The organism is Marinomonas spartinae, from assembly GCF_900089775.1.
GTDB classification, from domain to species: domain Bacteria; phylum Pseudomonadota; class Gammaproteobacteria; order Pseudomonadales; family Marinomonadaceae; genus Marinomonas; species Marinomonas spartinae.
The window spans coordinates 62,440-85,640 of sequence record NZ_FLOB01000006.1; the positions used below are offsets into that span (position 1 = coordinate 62,440).

Below are 23,201 nucleotides of genomic sequence, written 5' to 3' on the forward strand. Positions count from 1 at the left end.
TGTTATGGTTTTTGCTTTTTTTGTTGCTGTTTGTCTTTAGGTAATGCATTGGAAAGCTGTAAGCGCCCGCGACGTAACGTGGGCAAGATATTGGATAACCGGGCTTGGTTATTATTGGCTGCCACGGTGTAGTTGTTCCAGGTACTGCTGCTGTCTTGTTCTAACCAGTTCCATTGGCCGGCTTTGGTTTTGGGGGTTGGCATAAGTACGGTGCTGATGCCTGCATGGTTGATCTGTTGATCGGTTAGTATGCCATCCACTTTAAAGCTGATTTTGATTTTGGCCAGTGCTTCGGCAATCAGGTGTGGTGGTGGGCGCAGTTGGACTATCGGTAGTATGGCGGTGGTGGCATGTATGGCCGCTCGTGGATCTACCAGCATCGACACATAGGCTGAGTTTTCCCCGGTAACAGGAAGGTAGATGTAGTTATTGCTGTTACCTATGGTGTTCAGGTAGCTATTGTTGGTGCTATCTGCTTCTGTGACGATATTGAAGGTGTCGTATTGACCTTGGGTGAAGTAGCCAATCAGGCCGTCGTCCAGTTTTTGCCGGTTACCCAGTTCTATGGCGAATTGGTAGCCCGGTAAGGGGGATTGTGCCGGCGTTTGGGTGTATTGCCAGCTGGGGTCATTATAGGGTGCGGCATTGAGGTCGAGTTGAAGTTTTGCCCGTAGCATGGCCAGTGGGCGTCCCATCAAAATGGATAGGTCTTTATCAAATGTTGTACCGATTGGCGCGGTGGTCCACAGGGTTTCGTCGATGGCGGTTAAAAATGCGGCGAAGGTACTGACGCTTTGTTGCTGTAATGATACTAAAAACTGCCCAAAGTGTGGGATGGCGGTCGCTATTTGTTGTAGCGTGGTATAGGGGCTATTGGGTAATGGGGTCCAGTTGATTTGGGTGGCTGTGGCGTTGGCGGCCATTTCACCTAGGGCATTGCCTTGGGCATCGTAAGCCATCAGTGAGGCATCCAGATGATTGGGCAGTACCCAGCCACAGATGGGGTCGGTGGCCGCGTTGCCTGGAACATAGGCGGTATTGTCGCTGGTGGCGGAGATTAGCGAAAAATTGAGCTGCGCAGGCTGTAGTAAGGCCGGGGGGAACTGAATGCGGCTGTGTCCATTATAGACTGGCGCGGTGCCGCTACCACCTGTGGTGTCGGGTGCTTGATAGTGTGGTGTCAGTTCTGCTGGCAGGTATAGGTTTTCCAGGGTTTGGTCTTGTAAGTTAATTGGCCATAACGCTTGGCCCCATTCGTCAACAATCACCAGCGAGCTGAATTCAAACTGCCCTGAACGCCAGGGCTGGAATTGGCTGGGAGGTGGTTGGTCATTAACATCATCCAATAATAGGGGCGGTTTGGTATCGGTATGGCCTATTAACGAGGCCATCGCAGCCGATGATGTATTTGGGCCTGGGTAGACACCGGGTAGTGCTAGACGTAATTGGCTGTTAAAACCGTCCAATGATTGTGAGAGTAGTTCCCATTCGTGCGATTGAGTAACGAACGTTAGCAATGTGTTAAACGCGGCGGTTTCTTGGGGGGTTAAATTGGGGTGCAGGGTCAGAAACTTCTGGATTCTGGCTTTCATATTGGTGGCAGCGGTGGGGGCTAGTTGAATCAAGCCACTCAAGGCCATTAGTGAACCGACACTGGCTAATTCGCCATTCCACTGGTATTGGTGATCGCTAAAACTCCAGTTGGGTGCGGCGGCGGTGCCGTAGTCAATCGGGTAATATTTGCCTTCCCACAGGAGTAATAATGGGCGCCAGGGGTTTTGTTGCCATTGATGCACGGCGACTGTATCGGGGTAGGTGCCGAGCACATTTTGTGCGTTGACGCCTGCGGTGCCACTGCCAGCAACGGCTGCATTTAATGCCGCTGCATTGTTTGGGTCTAGAAAAAAGTTTTCTGTGGTCAGTGCTGTCATCAGCTCTGCGGTCCACGGTGCGCCAGTCACTTGCGTGAGTGTGGGTTGTGGAATGCTTAAGCCTGAAGTGGCGGCATTGATGGTATGGCCTTGATAGGTAAAACCGCTTACTAGCTGTGAAGGGAAACGGCATAATACGGAATCTGCAGTGCTTGCGATACCTGCCGCCCCGGTGCCGGTTAGCAAAACCACCGGGTCATTGGGGACAAAGAACGCACTGTTGTTTAAACGTTTGAGTTGTCTGCTACTGGGTAGTTGCTGTGTTTGGGCATAGCTTTGAATTGCCGCTTCCAGCGCTGCTGGAGTATTGCCATGAGGTACACTTTGCAGCAGCGTTTGCACGTGTTGCAGTTGTTGGTTGGTTTGGTAAGCAATACTGCCACTGGTTTGTGGGTCTAATTGCTGGGCAAAAAACTGTGGATCGGGCTGGCTGGGATTGGCCGGAACTTTTTTAAATTTATGGTCAATAAATTTGGTGATGGTTTTATAGGGTTGGATCGATTTCCACCACATGACATATAGCTGTGTTTGCAGTTCGGCCAGTGTCAGAATGGCCTGGTCCAGTGCTGTTTGCGCTTGGTTGAGGGTGGCTAACCAGGTTTGTTCTTTTTGTAATTCACTGTTGGAGATGGGGGTGGTGTCATTCGGAGCATCGACAATACTCCAGTGGTAACCACCGGAATATTTTTGAAAAAAACTGGCTTGTAATTTTTCTGCTACCAGGCCTATGCCATCCGGGCGGTCTAGTAAATCCAATGCGTCCAGCTGAAAGGCATTCAGAAAATTGGCGGCAATACTGCCTGAGGATTGCGTCGAAATTAAGCTTGTCAGTGCTTCGGTGGCGGTATTGCCAACGGCGATGGCAATTGGGTTTTCTCCAGTGGGGGTCCCACCGGCTGGCAATTGCGTTGTTTGCCATTGTACGCCATCGACTGCGCCGCTAAGCAAACACCAGCTGGCCTGGGTGCCTTTTGGGGTATCTTTGGGGATGGTCCAGCTCAGGGAGGTCAGTAAATCAGCAAAGCTGAGGCTGTTTGGATTGCTTAGTGGGTCGTCTGTGGCGCTGGAAAACCAGCCATATACGGCATAGCTGAATGTTTGTGCGGCTGTATCATTCAGACAGTCAACAAATGAGAAAACATTGTTACATTGTGGTTGGTAGGCGGCAAATGCTGGGTTGCCCGGGCCTACTGCGGTTAGGTTCAAACTATGGCCGGATTCCTGCCAGCTTTGCGTTGCCAGGTTGATATTGCGTCCTATCCAGGTTGGGGTGAGGGCTTGGGTGGTTGATAGATATTCGGTGCTTTCCTGGGCAATGTTCTGTGGTTGTGAGGGTGGTGATGATTGCTCATAGTCGCTTTCTATGATCCAGGCGGTTGCGGTACGCTGCGCCAGATTGGTGCCACTATAGCGCACTACCAGCCAGCGATTGGGCACTAACGGGAAGACGGTATTGTGTTGTTGTGCATTGTGCACGCCATGGGTGAAGGCTTTGGGTAAGCGCCATTTTAGATACACGCCATTGTAGTAATCGGCAGTGCTGATTTGGGTATTTGGTATATCGCCAGACACGGTAGTGAAATCGGTGTCGTTATTATTCAGCCCGCCTTGTGCGTTGCCAGGGCCGACAGTTGTATTATTCAATAGGTCGTATTGCATTTGTGAGCGGACGAAGATATTGCCTCTGACACTGTTATTGACCACTAGGGCTTCAACTGTCATGGGGACAATTAATGGGTTATTGGTTTGGCTCATGCATAGCTCCTGTTGTTATTGTTGTTGTATCCTTCACGGTTACGATGCGCTGGGAAAAGGTTGAATTTCCGGGGTTTTAACCATTTGTAAGGCAAAGTCCCCGGCATTAAATTGACTAGTTGGTGTCACTTGAGTCGCCGTTGCCAATGCGGTCACAATGCTGGCAACGTCCAACACTCCACCTAATTGGCCTTGTGTCACACTGCGATAGCTGGGGGTGACATCTTGGCCAGGTATTAATGCGCCAATTGAGCCTGTGGTGGTCAGGTTACGTGCGGCAATGCCGGAATCTTCTATCCCAAACTGTAGTCCATGGTAGGGTTCGGCCAGGTTGACGGTGTCGGGGATATCTTCAAACAGGCATAAACGTACATTCGGTGCCAGGCATTCATTGCGGATTAGATTGACCGGTAAACTGTTCTGGCTTGCGGTAATCACCAGGTTGGGCCAGGCAGAAACCAGTTGCGAGCGAATCAGTAAGCCGCAGATTTTGCCACTAGACGGCGCGGCATTAGGGTAAACCCGTGTGCGTAGTGCCAGCAGTTGTTGCTGCACTTCGGCCATTAATGTGGGGAGTAAGCTGCTTTGAATGCTTCTGTCTGCGGCACATTGTATGCCAATGGATAATGCACCGGCGGTTAGTGCATCGATCCAATTGGGGTCCAGGTAAAAGAAGCGAATAGATTCAGCCGGTAACATCCGTGCATCGGGCACTAAATGGGAGAAAGGTACGGGTGTTAAGCGGATTAATTTGGCTAGCCATAAGGCGACGGTGGTGAGTGATTCGCTGACGTCGTTGCCAATGGCGGTCATGGCCTGTGGCATATTCAACACATCTTTTGGATGTACTGTGGCTGTTTGTGTTGTGGCAGCGGATGCTGCTGGCCCACGGTGGCGTAATGCCGCACTCATGGTTGCTCCGAGACCATTTGCCATCGCGCGGGTAAATTGACGTTGCATTGCCTGGGGATGCAGCATTTCCTGATACGATAAGCCCGCCAAATGTGGTGTGGATAAACGCTGTGCTAGTAGTGATACTTTACTATGAGTGGTGCGTTGTAACTGGTTAAGTTTTTGCGCGAAATCGGCATCGGTTAAGGCCAGATTACGGCCGATATTCCATGCAGCGGCATAACTGAGATCAAAAATTCCCTGTTGTTGTAGGTATATCATCAAGGCATCTGCTCTAGGTGCTTGTAAAATGGCAAGTTGTTGTTGGCCCACTGCAGGCAAGGTGGGTGCTGGCATGGCGCATAAAGGGCCTCGGTACCAGGCAAAGCTTTGTTCTCCATCACCTGCCATAAAGGTAAGTGGTGCATATCCTTCTGCCAGACGATTCGTCACACTATCTGGGGTGCCTGCAGTTGGGGTGGGCAGGGTTAAACTACCGGTGCCGGTGGTTTGTTCACTGGCAATCAGCCCGGTCAGTAATTGTTTAAAACTGATATTTTCTTCAGCCAGACAGGTAAAGCTCCAGTTATACAGCGATATCAATTGCACCTGCATTAATTGTTGTGAATGAGGCTGTGTAGGAATCGCAGTGGTGGCAGATGGGCCCAGGTAATCGGCAAAACCTTCCAGCGAGACCAGATGTGCAAAATAGCGCTGTGATTTGCCAGGGGGCGTAACCGGTAAGCGATTGGCTAATACCGTGCTATGCAGACTGCCATCGGCATCAGCCGTATGGCTGCAACAGCAATGGGCCAAGTAGGTTAAATCGGCAACTGATGGCAGCACTGACGCAAATAATTCGCCGGGTATACAAATTGTTTGGCATGATGCATTTAACTCATCTTGCGACAGGCCTGAAGTCGACAGTTGTGGTTTAAATACAAGGTTGTGTGGGTCTGCGGTTAATAACTCAGTTACGGTGGTGGCTGTAATTGGTGAACTGGCTCCCTCTGGCATGATTACCTCGTCTTCTGCCAATAACAGTAATGCCATCCACGGTGTGGTGGTGCCACCATCCTGAGGTGGCGGGTCACCCGGTACCAGACTGCGCTCCCAAGGCAGTGCGGCATCGTGTAATACCACAAATGGCAAGACCTGTTCGTATTTGCCCTGACTGGCCTTGGGTGGATAAATGCTGCTGATAATATTCGGGTCAATCCTGAACTGAGGTGCTTTAACTTCAAAGGTTTGCTGTGGCGCCGTATAGGAAGGGGTATCGTCTCCAGGGTAATTTTGCAGGTTTTGCGTTAAGTTAATATGGTGTTCTCCTGGCAATAAGCTGGGAAAGTACCCCTTATAAAACTGGATGCTGCCTAAGGGTGGTGGTGAGGTCAGCTTGGTGAAGGCGATTTTGGGTAATGCATTGGGCATGGTGTCATCATCCTGGCTAAGCAATCATCAATGGATCTGCAGTAAAGGTATTGGCAATGTTTTGGCTAAAGCCTGTCATGGTGTTATTGGCATTGTGTGGCAAATATCCCAAGGTCTGTAATGCGCCTAACAGCTGAGTTCGGGTATGTTGGGTGGCTGTGGCAGCGATACCGGTTTGGCTGTTAGTGATACTGGCAATATTAGTGGCACTATAGCTTGGTGTTTGGCCGGCAGGCTGGGCCGATGCGCTGACTGGCAAAGTAGCACCAGCTAACTGCAGTGGGTCTGCAGTTAAATTTTGTTGAATATTGACGGCGCCGGCACTGGCTCCCACTTGTGGTGGTAATACTTCTAATGAAACACCAACCAGTTGACTGGCTACCAGTTGTTCACTGCTATTAGGGGCAGTATGTTTTGGTGGGCTGCCCCATAACGAGGCTGGCAGGCTTTTGGTCAGTGGCTTGGCAACAAAAGAACCACTGAGATCGACACCGGCCTTGGTTTTTACGGTGATATCCAATGTGGATTTCACTTCACTGTATTGTAAAGGTGCAATATTGAATGAACTGCCGGTAAATGAGTTGCTATCTGCCGTTAACATGCTGTGATCTTCAGATGTTGCTTGGGCAGAACCAAAGGTCGCTGTGCTTACCGGAATGCTGGTAGTGGCTGCAAATGCAAATTGCCCGCTACGCGCATGCCACTTGGCGGTGGTTGGGCCATTGTCAGGGCAAGACGCCAACGGTGAAGTGCCTGCTACGGGTGTTAACCCCAGCACATTGTAGGCTGCTGCGGTACCTGTGTTGGGTAGCATGGTTTGCACATCACTCCAACCTAATGTGGTACTGCTGGAATTTTTAGGCGTACCGAACGGCACGGTAAATGAAATAACAAACCAGTCAACATGAACATTGCCGCCGCTAGGAGGGCCCCATAGGCTTAAATCACAACCCAATTCAATCGATACGGTGACTGACGTGAATAACAGGTCCATACGATACGATGCCCCAATATTGATGCCGATATGCGCGTCGAACCAAAAGGGTTTCCATTGCACAATAATATCGGCTTCGGCATCAAACCAGGCTTTAAGATTGCCTGAGTGATATACGGCATTTAAGGCTCCTCCGACCATCATTACTGACGGTGTGAAAGCCAGATAAGCATTACCGCTAATACTGATGGAGCTGTCCAGTGACCAGTGGAATCCTAGCTCTGGCACGGTGGGGTAATATGATGGCGGGGTAAAATACGGGTTATATCCACCCAGTGTTAATACAAAATCACCGGCGTGAGGGTTATCGCCGAACCAAACATAAAAAGCAAAACCACCGGTAAGCACACAGGCTGGGTCTAGCAAAAAGGAAGATTTGGATAAGACCGCTTCCAGGGTAAAGGCTCCAGCTTCCGGTTTAAATTCAGCATCCAGCTCTAATTCAATATAGGCGTAGCGGGTTTGCCCTGCAGTTGCGTTTTGTGGGAACTGCGCCTGAGAGGTGCCTAATAAGGCGATGGTTAAATCGTCTCCAGGTTCTACGATGATCAAGGCCTGGGAGTTCACCATTTCAAAGCTGGTAAAGGTAATGCCCGCCGCAAACCATAAGTCACCAGCATGTTGCGTGACCCAGGCGGGGTTGGAATCCAGTAAGGTATTCAGCACCGCTTGGGGTGTTTTGGTCGGCAATGCCCCGCTATTCGGAGGGTTGGAGTCAGGCAAGGTTTGGATAAATGGAAAATTGGCGACCTGATCGACACTGGGTAATGTTAATTGCGAGTTATAGCCAAAACCTAAGGCTATTCCGGTTACAAAAAACGCAGGTGGGCCGCCAAATGCTTTGGCAACATCGCCAAAAATAAACATGGATGGCACGCCGGTCTGATTGCCATAAAAGCCAAATGCCTGTAGCTCAAAGGTCTCTGCACCAATGGTAACACCGCCATCAAATTCAAACTGACCGGCGCCGGGTGGGTTTAAATTGACAAAAGAACCGGCAATATTTAACGGTGGTTTATCATAACCCACTCCAAGACCTTGTAACTGGAATTGGGGAGAAAAGCTGGACAATGGCGAGCCAATGCCTAAACCCTGTAATGACAGCTGTGTTGGCCCCATCATGACGCTGGCATCAATCTCAAACCATAGCATTTGTTGCTTGGAGCTAAAGCGTACCCCAATTTTTTGTATGCTCAGCGGCCCAAAACTTTTCTGGATGGTAAACCAGGTCGTACCATCCGGCAGCGTTTGTGGTGCCGCTGCACTGGCTGGGCTTGCTGCAGTCGTGGCAACAATGTCGGTATTGTGAGCTGGCGTGGTGGTTGCTGCTGATGTAGATGCTGTTTGTTCGGTGGCTTGTTGGCCACTGCTATTATCCAGACTGACTTGTAACGGGAATGTTTTATTGCCCAGGTTGAGTTTTGCACTTAACAACAGCTTGCCATTAAACCCTTGGGTCGGTATTTGCGGGTACTGGGTGCCTAATGGCTGAATCAGCGCATTGATCTGGCTGGCAATCGTACTGGTCATCGGTGAAATGGAGCTGATGGCTACACAGAAAGAACCGATCTCGATGTTGTCGATGCTGGCCAGCTCATGTCCAACCAAGGGTAAATTACTTAAGCTGAAGGGGTTGTCGATTCCCAGCAGAAACACATGTTGGCGTACTTGGCTGACCAATAAAGACGTAAATACTGCATTGCCATAATTGGCTGAAGATGCTGCCAAAGTAACTGTTTTTTGATTCAGATCGCAGCATAAGGCGATGGATTTTAGGCTTAAATCCAGCGAAGATGGGATATTAGGCAAGGTAAAATCAAATACATCTGCAATGGTTTGAAATTGTAGATAGTCGATACCGCTAAAATTCCATGAGGCATTTAATATTTTGTCTGTGCCAAAGGTCACATCAAACTGCGAGCCGGAAAAATTCAACTGGCCAGCGAAGGTGGTATTGTATACACCTTGCTGTTTCACTATATCTATATTGAAGAGTAGGGGGAGGGACGTGGTTTCGGTTAATGGAAAATCCAGGCCTAAGGCAAAACTATAATCCTGCGTTTGTGAGTTAATCGAAATGCCTAAAGTAGTCACTTCCAGGCCATCTAATACCGGAGGTAGAGTGAAATCGACCAAATCCTGTGTCACATGATTGATAAAAGTCCCGATCGCAATACTGCTACCGGGTTGTAGCGAGCAATTAAATATCCAGCCAGCACTGGTACTGAGTGGCGGTTGCAGTGAAAGAGTAAAATCAGCGCCAAACAATACCAAGGCCGCATTGATCGTAATTGACTGTAATTGCAGCCCACTTTGGGCATGGCGAAAAATAAATTTCACCTCAGTGATCGTCAACGAGGTAAAACCGATATCCGATAACGCCGCCTTAATGGTGTTTTGTAATGTGGTTCCACCGATTAAACACGCCATATCCTCAATGGAGGGCAGATCACCAGTGGCACTGTTGAGTACCTCAATTTCCAATAAATCACTGCCCGTAAAGTGGGTAATAACCGTAAAGCTTTTGTGCAAATCCGGGATACTGAAAACCGCATTCACACAACCACTATACTGCGATTGCAGATCTCCAGGGCTCACCAGGTGTTGGGTTTGGGTTAGTGTCAGATTCACTGATTGCAAGGTCAGAATATCGGGTATTAATGGCCAGTCACTTAACTCACCGGTCAATGAATTCACCAGTGATGTACTGGCACTGGCAGAACAATTCAGTTGCAGTGACAAATTCTTTAAGGTGACTGAACCTAGGCTGCTTAATACGTTTGGCAGCAAATGATACGTATCGCTACCAATAACAAATGCGATAAGTTCGCTTAACGAGAGAGTGCCGTTACCGGACTGGGCAAACTGAAAACATATGCTATCGGGCATTTGTAGTGTTGCAACAACATCGATAGTGCTACCAGCGACTGTTATTTGTGAGGTAATTTGATAGTCACAGACTACAATGGTGGTGGCCGTTTCAATAAACGTCAGGGTAATATTTTGCGAGCTAAAAGTCGGGATATTGAGTTGCAACGCAGTTGCCGTCCAATCACCCACCGCGCCTGTCACGGTAAAGGCTAGGTTATTATCGGCGTTATTGGCCACACTGGAGATCTGTACATTAGATAACGACAATTGTTGGCTGGGAAAAGGCGTTAATAATGTATCCAGGGCATAACTGGTAAGATCCGTAGTCGTGATACTTAAGTTGGTGCCGGATAAACTGCTGTGTAGATAATCATGTAACTGCTGGACTAGACCATTGTTTGTACTCATAACGCCCCTTGTCACTAGTGCTTATGGGTTGTATAGCGATTTTGCTGCAGACTTAAATGTAGCTTGTACTTTATTGTTAAATGCCTGATCTAAATTCGGCTGTTGTTGTTGTACGATAGCGACGGTAATGGCAGGAACAACATCTTCTTTGTTTAATGCGAGAAAACTTTGGCCAGTTGGCGTAAAAAACAGGTTTAAAAACCAGCGTTTGATGGTTCGGCCATCTTCAGCGGGATTACAAATCGCTGGACGATTAGGGTTCAAACTGTTGCCCCAACTCCAATGATTTTTCCATCCTCCACCAGCCATTGGAAATTGAGTGGCATGCTGAAAAGTGGTTGCTGAACGTTCTAATTGCAATATACCTAACAGCAATTGGGCCCAGTTGCGGCATTCCTCTACCATATAGTTGGCGGTTAGCACTGTTAGCGTATTTAGTGCGGTAGCCATAACCTGATTACTACCGCTGGCGGCATAAGTCGCACTGGTAGGAGATGGCACTAACTCATTTGAATCTTTAACGGGTAATTTCCCTGTGGTTAGGAAACTTTTTACTTCAGCGCAGCTTATATTGTTATTGGCAAAGCTGATTAGGGCACTATAGTCGTGTTTATAAGGTAAATTTGTGATGGAAGCCCATAAATCAGCCACGTGCTGGCCATAAATCCGTAATGGATAGGCATACTGACTATCATTGGTCAGCAAAACATAACAGGCGTTATCTTGTAATGTGCCTCTATTGGTTGCTGTTGGAGCAGCACTAAAATCTAATTGTGTTTGTTGGTTGCCCAAAGCAGCAAATGCGGTTTGGTCAATAATGCGAATAATATGTGCAACATTATTGGTTTGTAGAGGAGCTCCTGTTCCACTACCTATCTCCTGAAGCGCACCAATATAGCTGGCAAAATCATACACTGTATAACAATGGATGGTGGCACCAGCGGGTATTTGTGTGGTAACAGTTTGCCCGAGGCCAGGATCCCATAAAGTAGTACCTCCTAAAGCAGTATTTAAGCAGGTAAGATCATTTTGCAACTCTGTGAGTGAGTAATTACCTGCATTCGTCGTTATATTAATGCTGCTGATAGCGGGTGCTGTTGGTACTGCTGTATTTGTAAATAAGGTTGTCCAATTAGCCCAAGCAGTTGCAGGGTTTAACAACCAACCAATCCAATTCCACACGCTTTGAAACAAATTATCTTCTACCCATTGTTGTATTACATCTTGTGCTGTGGCTGGTGTAGTTGTGCTGCCAGATAGAAAGCTATATTGTCCACCAGTATATCCATCACATGCAGAGAAAATATTGCCAGCTAGTGTTGTCGCTTCAGTTTTTACCCAGGCCTTTGCAAAATTAAAAATTTTACTTAATAAATCTTCCAAGCAATCTTTGGTTGGGAAGCCGGCAATATTTGTCTTAATAGCTTGCATATCAGCAAGAAAGGGTTTCCAATTTAAGAAAAGTGTTGTTCCAGTAGGGGTAATTGACGGTATAAAAAAAGCAGTTAACACATCACTTAAATACGGTGTTGGACCACCGTTTGTGGCACTAGGAAATTTAGCACCCGCAGTTTCAGGAGCTCCACTATAAGTGGTGATCGCACCTAATAAGGTGGTTTTTGCTCTAACAGCCGCTGTATTAGTATCGGGAACAGTGATAGCGGTGAAAAATGTTTGTAGATCAGTTAGATTCATACAAATCCCCCCATTCATCTCTTAAGAGATAACCCTTCTTTGATGCTGCTTTTCTAAGAATTGGTCGCCTGTTAGGCTCAACTAAATAACGGACACCATACCATGTAGAGTCTGAGGGCCATTTGCTACAGAACTAGTAGGGCACATTAATCACATTAATGGAGTTAGCTTTAAATTCCTATTACATACTATTACACCAATAATATCTGGTGTAAATGTTTAATATTTAGTTTCCTTGAATAAATCTCAACTTATTGAAAAATAATATATTTTACATAATTCTAGGGATTAAGATTTCGCCAGGGAAGATGCGAATAAGTCGTCTAATACTCAGGCTTTCAGAGAAATCGTCAATTAAGGCGCGATGCTGAAGGAATGTAGGTACCTTTCAAAGCGTCGCAACGCAGAGTGACCTGTTCTTTTAATTGTAATCTCTGAAAGCCCCGTATCCCTGCATGGGTGTAGGTAATTAGGGCAATGCAGGAGCAATTGCCGAGACCAGAGGACTTGTTCGTACCTTGTATGGACTCCCCCGGTTTTGTAAGAGTTTGGTGTTATGGCATTGAGGTTTGACTGCTCGCTTGTATTCGGCCTCATCGTTAAAGCTGTTTTTAGCTTGGGCCCTAATGGAGATCCGCTCGCCAGCTCCTCATTTCCTTATCGACCTTTTAAGTTAAGGCCCATTGCGAATTCAGGTTCTGCTGACGTCGATTCAACCCGTTTTGCCATCCTACCACTCTCTTTGCAAACTCTTAACGATGCATCATCGCTCTTGGTAACACTTTCCTTTTTGCTGTTTCATCACTCCCCCCCGTTTACGGGATAAACTCTATAATCACTCCCTTTTGAGAGAATTGCCCATAAAATACGAGCATGTTTTGCGGCCAACGCGACCGCCGCTTTATTAAAACCTCGTCGTTCTTTAATGGCTTTTACCCATTTACTTTTACGGTCATGGTTATTGTCTATAAATCGCATTACCGCTCGTGCACCATGAACCAATAAGGTTCTTAAATAGACATCACCACGTTTCGTTATTCGACCATACCTTGTTTTTCCGCCCGAGGATCGTTGTCGTGGAACCAACCCCAACCAAGCTGAAAATTGTCGACCGTTTTTAAATTCTCTAATATCTCCCACAGTTGCAATCAACGCGGTTGCGGTTAATGGCCCAATCCCTTCGACTTTCATCAGTCGCTTGGCTCTTTCATCCCTTCGACTTTCATCAGTCGCTTGGCTCTTTCATCCGTTCGAGCAAGCGATTCAATCTGATGGTCATAGCCTTCTATCACATGATCAAGTTCACACAAACGCTGATACTGGTCAGCAAGAACCGAGCGGAGAAGGTGAGGCAATGCCAGTTCTCCTTCATCTAATAAAGCAGGAAGCTGTGCTCGAATTTGGTTACGCCCTTGTGGTAACACAACGCCAAATTCGGTCAGAAAACCTCGAATCTGATTCACTAAAGCGGTTCTTTCTCCAACCAACAAGGTTCGTGCCCGATGAATAGTCAGTATCGCCTGTTGCTCCTCATCCTTTATGGGGATGAACCTCATATTTGGTCGTCCAGCCGTTTCACAAATCGCTTCAGCATCATTGCGATCATTTTTTTCATTTTTACGATAAGGAGCAACAAATTGAGGTGCCATCATGCGCACCTCATGTCCTAATTTTCTGAGTTATCTTCCCCAATAATGCGTACCGTCACAGCTTTCCATGCCAATGACACAAGGAGGTAACTGACAAAAATACGATAAAATCTTATTTCGCTTTAAGGTCTTACGTTGTACAACGTGCTCATGTTCATCAATCGCGCAAAGTTCAAAAATATTTTTTGCTAAATCTAAACCAACTCGCATAAATAGTCATGTGGGCGCTCCCTTTAGATTAGTGGTCTCAACAACTAATCTTGGCACATAGATGCCGATGGTGGGGGAGTCCATTCCATTTCCTTAAGCCCTTTGAAAATCCTCTCAAAGGGCTTTTTTGTAAAAACGCTAAACCAAAACAAAAAAAGATAATACTTCTCAAGAAAGCATCAATTTACAGTCTGCTTACTCTCTTTTAGAGATCCTTCAATGAATAAAAATAAAAGGAATGAAGACGATGAAAAAGATCCTTTCAATGAGTTTGATTGCCAGTTGCCTACTTGCTTCTGTGCCAGTTATGGCAGCAGGTGAAAAGATCGGTTTGCTGATGTCTGACTTGCGTCTTGAGCGCTGGCAAAAAGACCGTGACTTTTTTACCAAAGAAGCGGAATCCTTAGGAGCTAAGGTATATACCCAATCCGCCAATGGCAGTGCCACTACCCAGATCTCACAAATCGAAAACATGATTTCTCGGGGCGTGGATGTCCTAGTGATCGTACCTCAAAATGGCGAAGTATTGGGCAGTGTCCTTTCTGAAGCCAAAGAAGCCGGTATCAAAGTGCTAGCCTATGACCGATTGATTAAGTTTGCTCACGTTGACCTGTATGTGTCTTTCAATAACGTTCGTGTGGGAGAAATGCAAGCACAAGCTTTGTTGAAACGTGTCCCTAAAGGCAACTATTTCTTACTGGGCGGCTCCCCAACCGATAATAACGCCAAAATGTTCCGTGAAGGGCAAATGAAGGTACTTCAACCGTCTATCGATGATGGCAATATCAAGATTGTTGGTGACCAATGGGCAACCGGATGGTCGGCGCAAGCGGCAATGAATATCATGGAAAATGCGTTAACGGCCAATAATAACAAGATTGATGCGGTGGTGGCTTCTAATGACTCAACGGCGGGCGGTGCGATTCAAGCGCTTGATGCGCAAGGGTTGGCGGGCAAAGTGGCGATTTCCGGTCAAGATGCCGATTTAGCTGCAGTGCGTCGTATTGTTGCTGGCACGCAAACTATGACGGTTTATAAGCCCATTAAAAAAGAAGCGACCATCAGTGCCGAGTTGGCGGTGAAGCTGGCAAAAGGTGAAAAAATCAACACCACTGGCACAGTGAATAACGGCAAAATGAACGTTCCCTCCGTCTTGCTAACCCCTATCGCAGTGGATAAGAGCAACATCGACAGTACCGTTATTGCTGACGGTTTCCATTCTCATAAAGACGTTTACAACCCTTAATTTATTGATGATAAGGCGCTCACCTGAGCGCCTTTGTTTTCAAGAGAGTGTCGATATGAAACAACCCCTTTTGGATATGCGCGATATAGTGAAGAGTTTTTCCGGTGTGCGGGCATTAAACGGTGTCAGCATAACCCTTGGAGAAGGCGAGGTATTGTCGGTTTGTGGTGAAAATGGTTCAGGTAAGTCGACCTTAATGAAAGTCTTAAGCGGTGTCTGGCCCTATGGTTCCTATGAAGGCGAGATCTATTTTCAGGGTGAGCTTATCCAGGCAAGCGGTATTCGAGATACCGAAGCTCTAGGCATTGTGATCATTCATCAGGAACTTGCACTCGTTCAAGAACTCTCCGTAATGGACAATATTTTTTTAGGCAATGAAATCGGTTCGTTTGCCCGCTTGAACGACGAGGCCATGCATCATCGAGCCAGTGAACTATTAGGGCGAGTAAAGTTAAATATACAACCCGATATGCTGGTGCGTGAGCTAGGTGTGGGCCAACAGCAGTTAGTCGAAATAGCCAAGGCACTGAATAAAAACGTCAAGTTGTTGATTTTGGATGAACCGACGTCCTCTTTGACCAGTGCTGACATTCGCATTTTGCTCGATATTGTTAGCGAACTGAGAGATCAAGGAATTGCCTGCATTTACATTTCTCATAAATTGGATGAGGTGCTGGCGTTGTCTGATTGGGTGGCGGTAATTCGCGATGGTGACCACATTGCCACTAAGGTGGCTGCTGAGTTAACGCAACACGACATCATTGCAATGATGGTGGGACGTCAGCTAGAGGAGCTGTTTCCGCGTGAGGATCATGAAATAGGTGAGGTGGTATTGCGAGTTAATAACGCCACCGCGATACAAGCCGGCGCCTCGCGACCTCAAGTTGATAACGTCAGTTTTGATCTACATCGTGGGGAAATTCTGGGCATTGCGGGCTTGATTGGTTCCGGTCGAACCGAGTTAATGCAATGCTTGTATGGTTGTTACGACGGTCAGTACCAAGCCACCGTTGAGTTAGACGGACAATCTAAACAGATTCGTACCCAGCGTAGTGCATTGGCAGCGGGCATTGCCATGGTGCCAGAAGATCGCAAGCGTCACGGCATCGTCCCGATTATGAGCGTTGGACGCAATATAACCTTGTCCGTACTGGATAACTACAAGACGAATCATTTCAGCTCTGTGTTTGGGGGCGTAGATGAAGACAAAGAATATCAAGACATAGAAGAGTACATTGCTCGCTTAAAGGTTAAAACCGCGTCTCCTGAACTGGCCATCAAACACCTCAGTGGTGGCAATCAGCAAAAAGCCATCATTGCCAAATGCCTGTTAACCCACCCCAAGATTCTGATTTTAGACGAGCCAACTCGTGGCATCGACGTGGGGGCGAAATACGAAATCTACAAGCTGATGTATTCACTGGTGAAAGAGGGCATGTCCATCATCATGGTGTCGTCTGAGTTACCGGAAGTGATTGGTATTAGTGATCGCGTGTTGGTCATGCACGAAGGGAAATTAAAAGGGGAATTTGATCACCAAGGGTTAACTCAAGAAATCATTATGAACTGTGCTATCAAAGAAGGTGCTTAGGATGTTTATAAAAATAAAAACCAACCAGCTACAGCTGTTCGCCATGGTGGCGGCGATTTTGTTTATTGTGGTATTTTTCACCATCATGACCGATGGGTCTTTTATTTCTCCTCGTAATATTTCCAATTTACTGCGTCAAACGGCCATTGTTGGTGTGCTCGCGATTGGTATGGTGTTTGTTATTGTCAGCGCGGAAATTGATTTATCCGTCGGTTCCATGATGGGCTTGCTGGGCGGTATTGCCGCGATTTTCGATGTTTGGTTTCACTTTCCCATTGCGCTCACCATTTTTTTGACCTTAGGAATCGGTTTGCTTCTGGGGCTATTTAACGGCTGGTGGGTTGCCTATCAACGAGTGCCATCGTTTATTGTGACCTTGGCAGGCATGCTGGCTTTTCGTGGTGTCCTAGTTGGTTTTACCGATGGCGTGACAGTGGCACCGACGTCCAGCGCCATGTCTGTGATTGGTCAAAGTTATATACCATTTAGCTGGGGCATCAGCGTGGTCAGCCTATTATGTTTGGGGTTATTAGCAAGGGTATATTCGCGCCGTAAGGCTAAACAACAGCACGGTGTTCGCAATCAATCCGCTAAGTTTGAATACAGCAAAGCCATTGCCATGGTGGTGGCGTTACTGGCTTTAGTTTTTATTTTGGACCATTACCGAGGCATTCCAACCCCTATTTTGCTTATGGGTGGTCTGATCATAATCCTGACCTATGTAGCCAAACGTACGGCTTTCGGTCGTCGAGTCTATGCCATTGGCGGGAATATCGAAGCGACACGCATGTCTGGCGTGAACGTCGAGCGCACTAAAATGTTAGTGTTTGGGCTGAACGGCATCATGGTGGCGGTGGCCGCCTTAATTTTAACCTCTCGCTTAGGGGCAGGCTCGCCAGCGGCGGGAAACATGGCAGAGCTAGATGCCATCGCCGCGTGTGTTATTGGTGGAACCAGTTTGGCTGGCGGTATTGGTACCGTCTTCGGTGCCATTATGGGGGCGCTTATTATGTCGAGCTTGGATAACGGCATGAGTATGCTGGATGTGCCCACTTTTTGGCAGCTGATCGTGAAAGGGGCGATTTTATTATTGGCTGTTTGGCTGGATGTAAAAACCAAAAAAGCCCACTAAGCCACGTTTTACTATTTGAGAAGAGAGCACGCTTATGTATTTAGGAATCGACCTTGGTACCTCCGCTGTTAAAGTGATTTTATTGACAGAATCAGGGCATGTTGCCGCCAGTTACTCATCACCATTAAGTGTTTCAAGGCCCCATGATTTATGGTCTGAGCAAGATCCAGAATCCTGGTGGCAGGCCACCGATAACGCCATGCTCGCCCTAGCGGCTGAACATAACTTGCAGTACGTTCAATCCATTGGTTTGTCGGGACAAATGCATGGGGCCACTTTATTAGATAAAGACAATAAGGTGCTAAGACCTGCCATTTTATGGAACGATGGACGCTCTTTTGAAGCTTGCCAACGATTACAGCAGCAATGCCCTGATGTTCAGGCGATTACTGGCAATCTAGTCATGCCGGGCTTTACTGCACCGAAATTGCTTTGGGTTAAACAGCATGAGCCGGAGATTTACCAACAAACCGCGAAGGTATTATTACCCAAAGATTATTTGCGCCTGCGCATGACAGGGGAATTTGCTACAGATGTGTCGGATGCCTCAGGCACCCTCTGGCTAGACATGGAACAGAGAATGTGGAGTGAGCGCATGCTGGCGGCAACGGGTCTTACGGTAGAGCAGATGCCAAGAGTATTTGAAGGCCCAGAGATCACCGGAGAGTTAGATAAAACCTTGGCCCAGCGTTGGTCTTTACCCGAGGTGCCCGTGGTCGCTGGAGGAGGTGACAATGCCGCCGGCGCGGTGGGCATGGGCGTGGTGTCAGAGGGACAAACCATGTTGTCTCTGGGTACTTCCGGGGTGATCTTCTCTGTGAGTGATGGTTTTACGGCGAACCCTGCGATGGCGCTGCACAGCTTTGGGCATGCGTTACCCAATACATGGCATACTATGTCGGTGATTTTAAGTGCTGCCAGCTGTATGGACTGGGTCGCAAAACTCACAGGTTTTACGAGTGTGCCTGCGGCATTTCAAGCCCTAGAAGCGCATCAAGGGGCTTTTCGCCCAGTGACGTTTTTACCTTATTTGAGTGGCGAGCGAACGCCCCATAATGACCCTAATGCCAAAGGCGTGTTTTGGGGGATGACTCACGAAACTGAAGCACTGGATCTGGTCAATGCCGTATTAGAAGGCGTGACTTTTGCCTTGCTGGATGGTCTGGATGCCGTGCACTCGGTACAAAGTATTGGGGACAGTATTGATGTGATTGGTGGTGGGGCAAAAAGTGCCTATTGGTTGCAACTGCTGGCGGATATATTGGCTGTGCCCATGGATTACCGACAAGGGGGCGACGTTGGCCCGTCTTTAGGAGCGGCCCGTTTAGCGGCCCTTGGCGTGCAAGGCTTAGCGTCTGTTCATGAGGTTTGCTTTCAGCCGGAATTGATAAAACGTTATGAACCTCGTGTTCATATGCTGGATCAATACGAGGAAAAACGGGCTCGTTTTCAGTCCTTATATCAAGGAGTAAAAGGACTCTTATAAGTTTGCTTTAGCTGAGAAATTCAACTATCTATCACCGACGTTAATAAAAATAAGAGATGGAATATGTTTGAAAAACGTTATCGACTTAACTTGGTGTTCAATGCCAATAAGGTATACGACCGACAAGTAATCGAAGGGATTGGCGAATATTTGCAAGCGGCTCAATGTGATTGGGACGTGTACTTTGAAGACGATTTTCGTTATCGCTTAGATGGGCTTAAAAACTGGCAAGGAGACGGAATTATTGCTGATTTTGATAATCCAGAAGTGGAAGAACTCCTTAAGGACACAACAATTCCGACGGTCGCCGTGGGTGGCTCCTACCACCACAAAGAAGACTATCCTCGTTTTCCTTATGTGGCGACTGATAATGGAGCCTTGGTCAAGCTGGCTTATGACCACTTAAAACGCAAAGGTTTGCCTCAGTTTGCTTTTTACGGCGTACCGAGTACCCCGTTTACCCGTTGGTCCAATGAGCGGGAATATGCCTTTGTTGAGCAAGTCAGTGCGGATGGCTTTGAGCCTTATGTGTATCAGGGGCTTTGTACCTCGGCGGAGTGTTGGCAAAGCGCCCAGCAGGATTTAGAAGGCTGGTTGATGAGCTTGCCAAAACCCATTGGCATCATTGCTGTTACGGATTCCCGTGCCCGTCATCTATTACAAGCCTGTGATCACCTGAATATTCTTGTACCTGAAGAAGTGGCGGTGGTCGGCATAGACAACGAAAACATGGCCAGATATTTAAACCGTACGGCTTTGTCATCGGTGCAGCAGGGTTGTAAGAAAATGGGCTACGAGGCTGCCAAAATACTGCATCGAAATCTGCAAGGATACGCCGCTGAAAAGGCGCTCGTGGTGGTCAGCCCTGTGGGCATAGAAGATCGTCAGTCGTCGGATTTTCGCGCGTTAAAAGACCCTTATGTCATGCAAGCGATGCATTTTATTCGTCATAATGCTTGTCGAGGGGTGAAAGTTGCACAAGTCGTCGACTTTGTGGGCATCTCCCGTACCAACCTAGAAACCCGCTTTACCGAAGAAATAGGTTGTTCTATGCATGAACAGCTGCACATGACCAAGTTTTACCGCGCCTGTGAACTTATCACTTCCACCGATTTGCCCTTTGATGAAATCGCCCGCACCTGTGGTTATCCTTCTGTGCAATACATGTACACCGTGACCAGGAAAAACCTTGGCATGACACCAGGGGAATATCGCGTGTCGTCGCGGCTTGCCAAGGAGTAAAAGCGACATTAAGTGGCATTCGATCCGCTTTCTCTATAACCCTATAACCCTTTGGCTATAAAGAAAGCGGAGTCAGAGATTATTCTGAGCGGTAAGGTGTAATGGTCTCAATGCTACCATCGTCATTGTGAGTTAAAGGGGCCATTTTAATGGAGCGCAAGTGGGTAATGCCTTTTGACAGCACGGAGTCATGGTAAAAAAGATACCATTGTCCGTGGTATTCACAGATGGAATGGTGAGTCGTCCAGCCAATCACGGGGTTTAAAATTCTACCTGCGTAGGTAAAGGGACCATACGGGTTGTCTCCAATGGAATAGCAGATGTAATGGGTATTCCCCGTAGAATAAGAGAAATAATATTTGCCGTTATGTTTGTGCATCCAAGAGGCTTCAAAGAAACGACGATCATGGTCCTGCGCGAGTAATGGTTCACCGTCTTCATCCAGTATTTGTAGATGACGTGGTGTCTCCGCAAAGGAAGTCATGTCGCTGTCTAGACGGGCTACAATTGGGCACAGAGCCGGACTATTATCCGTCGGCTCATCATACTCCACACTATATTGGTTGTTTCTGTAGTGCTGTAATTGTCCTCCCCAAATCCCGCCATAGTACATATAGTATTGGCCGTCATCGTCCTCAAATACCGCCGGATCAATCGAATAACTGCCTGGAATCGCTTCTGGTTCCGCTTTGAATGGGCCTTTTGGTGAATGACTGATGGCCACACCAATTTGAAAAAGGCCGTTATCACGTTTGGCAGGAAAGTAGAGGTAATACTGGCCATTTTTGTGGGCTGCATCGGGGGCCCACATTTGTCGGCTGGCCCATGGTACGTCTTTTATATCCAAAGCAACACCATTGTCTACGGCTGGGCTTTGTGGCGAGTCTAATGAAATAACGTGATAGTCCGTCATACCAAAATGATCGCCATTGTCATTAAATGGAATGCCTGCCTCAATATCATGGGAAGGGTAGATATAGATTTTTCCGTCAAACACATGAGCGGATGGGTCCGCCGTGTAGATGTGTTCAACGAGGGGCTGTGATAGCGCCCGTTGTTTTAAGTCTTCAACGATTTCTGGAGCAAGTTGTTCTTCAGACATGATTCATCCTTGTTGGTAAAGCAAAACAGTCGTTATTGAGCGGATCGACGGCGAGCATTCAAATCTTCTTCGATTTGATTTTCTACCTGTTTATTTATGCCGTAGAAAGCTAAGCAGCCAACCGCAAGAAAGAAGGGCAGAGAGGCAAACAGGCTGACAGCGGTTTTAATGCCTTCTATGGTGTCTGCATTTTGCACATGAAGAGATGCATCGTAGCCGTAATGGGCTAAAAGCCCAGCCACTAAAGAACCGCCAATGGTTAAGCCGACTTTTAGGCCAAGAATCATGGCAGAAAAAATAATGGCGGTTGCTCGTCGGTTGTTTTTCCATTCAGAATAATCAGCAACATCGGCAATCATCGCCCAAAGCAACGGGATGGTAATGCCATAGAAAAAGCCATGGAGTATTTGGGATAGAAAGACCAAGCCAATGCTATTTGCAGAGAGAAATTTGAACACTAAAACAAATAAGGTGGAAAGAAACAGGGCGCTACCGAAGACATTACGCTTACCAAAGGTGTCCGCCAGTTTTTTTGAAAAGCCAATACCAACGATCATCATGATAATGCCAACCCCATTAAACACACTGAAAGCAGAGGTTGGAGCATCTTTAGGCCACTTAAATGACGATAACCCAAGAGAATTGAGTACATGATTTAGATTGGTAATAAGGTCATTAAATCCAATGTTCTGTAAAAATAAAGCCAATTGAGCTTCGTTAAGATAGTTCTCAAAGTAATAAATATACATGCCACCTTTTAAGGCAAGCGTGATAAAAATCAATATGGTGACCAATAACATAATCACCCAAGGCATATTCTTAAAGAGATCGGTAACATCGACCAAAATGGCATTTCTTTTCGTACTAACGGGAAGAATGCGTTCTTTGGTGGTCGCAAAGGTAATCAAAAAGAAAATGGTGCCGACGATGGAAAACAATAACATGGTATTGTGAAAGCCTGTGGCTTTGTCACCATCGCCTAGAATGAGTACTAACGGTAACAGCAGTACCTGAATAACAAATTGCGCCACCATAACGGCGACAAAACGGTAAGACGATAAGCTATTGCGCTCCGTCATACTGCTGGTCAATACGCCACTCAATGCGGAGTAAGGTAAATTGTTGGCGGCGTAGATCATTAAGAGAGCAATATAGGTGACAAACGCGTAAATCACTTTACCATTGTCTCCGAAATTGGGGGTGCTGAAGGCTAACAACGCCACCGCGCCAAAGGGGATGGATGTCCACAAAATCCAAGGCCGAAACTTTCCCCAACGAGTTTGTGTACGGTCTGCAATGATTCCCATGACGGGCGTAAAAAAGGCACCAAACAGACCGCCAAAGGCAATAATGGCCGTGGCTTTTCCCGCCGAAATGCCATAAACGTCGGTATAGAAAAAAGCCAAGAAGGTTAATAATGTCTGAAAAATCAAGTTAGCCGCTAAATCGCCAAGGCTATAGCCCACTTTCTCAATCACAGACAATTTATGAGAGTAGGTAGGAAGAATCGTATCTTTTGGTTGCGCTACGGAAAGAGTCATAGTTGTCGTCTTCTTTTTTTATTATT

At 47.1% G+C, this 23,201-nt stretch carries 11 protein-coding genes and 1 pseudogene; 5 read left to right on the forward strand and 7 right to left on the reverse strand.

Annotated features, from left to right (window positions below; all coding sequences use genetic code 11):
- Nucleotides 1-2 precede the first annotated feature (2 nt).
- From MSP8886_RS13420 to MSP8886_RS13440, 5 genes and pseudogenes are all read right to left on the reverse strand, one after another.
- Nucleotides 3-3,686, reverse strand: coding sequence for a hypothetical protein (locus MSP8886_RS13420; RefSeq protein WP_067017263.1), 3,684 nt, complete (start codon nt 3,684-3,686; stop codon nt 3-5).
- 39 nt (nt 3,687-3,725) lie between these two features.
- Nucleotides 3,726-6,008, reverse strand: coding sequence for a hypothetical protein (locus MSP8886_RS13425; protein WP_067017264.1), 2,283 nt, complete (start codon nt 6,006-6,008; stop codon nt 3,726-3,728).
- Between the two features lie 16 nt (nt 6,009-6,024).
- Entirely contained in the window at nt 6,025-10,281 is a 4,257-nt protein-coding gene (locus MSP8886_RS13430) for a DUF6603 domain-containing protein (RefSeq protein ID WP_067017267.1), read from the reverse strand.
- Nucleotides 10,282-10,302: 21 nt separating this feature from the next.
- Nucleotides 10,303-11,976 carry a hypothetical protein gene (locus MSP8886_RS13435; protein WP_067017269.1) on the reverse strand — a complete coding sequence of 558 codons (1,674 nt, stop codon included), beginning with the start codon at nt 11,974-11,976 and terminating at the stop codon, nt 10,303-10,305.
- An 801-nt stretch (nt 11,977-12,777) separates the two neighbouring features.
- A pseudogene (locus tag MSP8886_RS13440) lies at nt 12,778-13,835 on the reverse strand (IS110 family RNA-guided transposase).
- A 247-nt stretch (nt 13,836-14,082) separates the two neighbouring features.
- Here MSP8886_RS13440 and xylF point away from each other — a divergent pair.
- The 5 genes from xylF to MSP8886_RS13465 all read left to right on the forward strand — a co-directional run bounded on the left by xylF (nt 14,083) and on the right by MSP8886_RS13465 (nt 20,532).
- Complete coding sequence (gene xylF / locus MSP8886_RS13445) at nt 14,083-15,081, forward strand: D-xylose ABC transporter substrate-binding protein (RefSeq protein WP_175365308.1); 999 nt, start codon at nt 14,083-14,085, stop codon at nt 15,079-15,081.
- Between the two features lie 55 nt (nt 15,082-15,136).
- A complete protein-coding gene (locus tag MSP8886_RS13450) occupies nt 15,137-16,672 on the forward strand; it encodes a xylose ABC transporter ATP-binding protein (RefSeq protein ID WP_067017273.1) in 1,536 nt (511 codons plus the stop codon).
- Nucleotide 16,673: 1 nt separating this feature from the next.
- Nucleotides 16,674-17,804: a sugar ABC transporter permease gene (locus MSP8886_RS13455; protein ID WP_067017279.1), complete on the forward strand. Its 1,131-nt coding sequence runs from the start codon at nt 16,674-16,676 to the stop codon at nt 17,802-17,804.
- 34 nt (nt 17,805-17,838) lie between these two features.
- Nucleotides 17,839-19,290 (forward strand): xylulokinase, encoded by a 1,452-nt coding sequence (gene xylB, locus MSP8886_RS13460; RefSeq protein WP_067017281.1) that lies wholly within the window; start codon nt 17,839-17,841, stop codon nt 19,288-19,290.
- Between the two features lie 63 nt (nt 19,291-19,353).
- A complete protein-coding gene (locus MSP8886_RS13465; protein ID WP_067017282.1) occupies nt 19,354-20,532 on the forward strand; it encodes a XylR family transcriptional regulator in 1,179 nt (392 codons plus the stop codon).
- Nucleotides 20,533-20,611: 79 nt separating this feature from the next.
- Here MSP8886_RS13465 and MSP8886_RS13470 read toward each other — a convergent pair whose 3' ends face one another.
- Together MSP8886_RS13470 and MSP8886_RS13475 are read right to left on the reverse strand one after the other, a co-directional pair.
- On the reverse strand, nt 20,612-21,634 hold the full coding sequence (locus MSP8886_RS13470) for a glycoside hydrolase family 43 protein (protein ID WP_067017283.1): 1,023 nt from the start codon (nt 21,632-21,634) through the stop codon (nt 20,612-20,614).
- Nucleotides 21,635-21,666: 32 nt separating this feature from the next.
- A complete protein-coding gene (locus MSP8886_RS13475) occupies nt 21,667-23,175 on the reverse strand; it encodes an MFS transporter (protein ID WP_067017288.1) in 1,509 nt (502 codons plus the stop codon).
- Between the last annotated feature and the right edge of the window lie 26 nt (nt 23,176-23,201).

What these genes read in the sequence shown, in the direction of transcription:
- MSP8886_RS13420 (WP_067017263.1), bottom strand. Translation starts at nt 3,686, where the DNA reads ATGAGCCAAACCAATAACCCATTAATTGTCCCCATGACAGTTGAAGCC.
- MSP8886_RS13425 (WP_067017264.1), bottom strand. Translation starts at nt 6,008, where the DNA reads ATGCCCAATGCATTACCCAAAATCGCCTTCACCAAGCTGACCTCACCA.
- MSP8886_RS13430 (WP_067017267.1), bottom strand. Translation starts at nt 10,281, where the DNA reads ATGAGTACAAACAATGGTCTAGTCCAGCAGTTACATGATTATCTACAC.
- MSP8886_RS13435 (WP_067017269.1), bottom strand. Translation starts at nt 11,976, where the DNA reads ATGAATCTAACTGATCTACAAACATTTTTCACCGCTATCACTGTTCCC.
- xylF (WP_175365308.1), top strand. Translation starts at nt 14,083, where the DNA reads ATGAAAAAGATCCTTTCAATGAGTTTGATTGCCAGTTGCCTACTTGCT.
- MSP8886_RS13450 (WP_067017273.1), top strand. Translation starts at nt 15,137, where the DNA reads ATGAAACAACCCCTTTTGGATATGCGCGATATAGTGAAGAGTTTTTCC.
- MSP8886_RS13455 (WP_067017279.1), top strand. Translation starts at nt 16,674, where the DNA reads ATGTTTATAAAAATAAAAACCAACCAGCTACAGCTGTTCGCCATGGTG.
- xylB (WP_067017281.1), top strand. Translation starts at nt 17,839, where the DNA reads ATGTATTTAGGAATCGACCTTGGTACCTCCGCTGTTAAAGTGATTTTA.
- MSP8886_RS13465 (WP_067017282.1), top strand. Translation starts at nt 19,354, where the DNA reads ATGTTTGAAAAACGTTATCGACTTAACTTGGTGTTCAATGCCAATAAG.
- MSP8886_RS13470 (WP_067017283.1), bottom strand. Translation starts at nt 21,634, where the DNA reads ATGTCTGAAGAACAACTTGCTCCAGAAATCGTTGAAGACTTAAAACAA.
- MSP8886_RS13475 (WP_067017288.1), bottom strand. Translation starts at nt 23,175, where the DNA reads ATGACTCTTTCCGTAGCGCAACCAAAAGATACGATTCTTCCTACCTAC.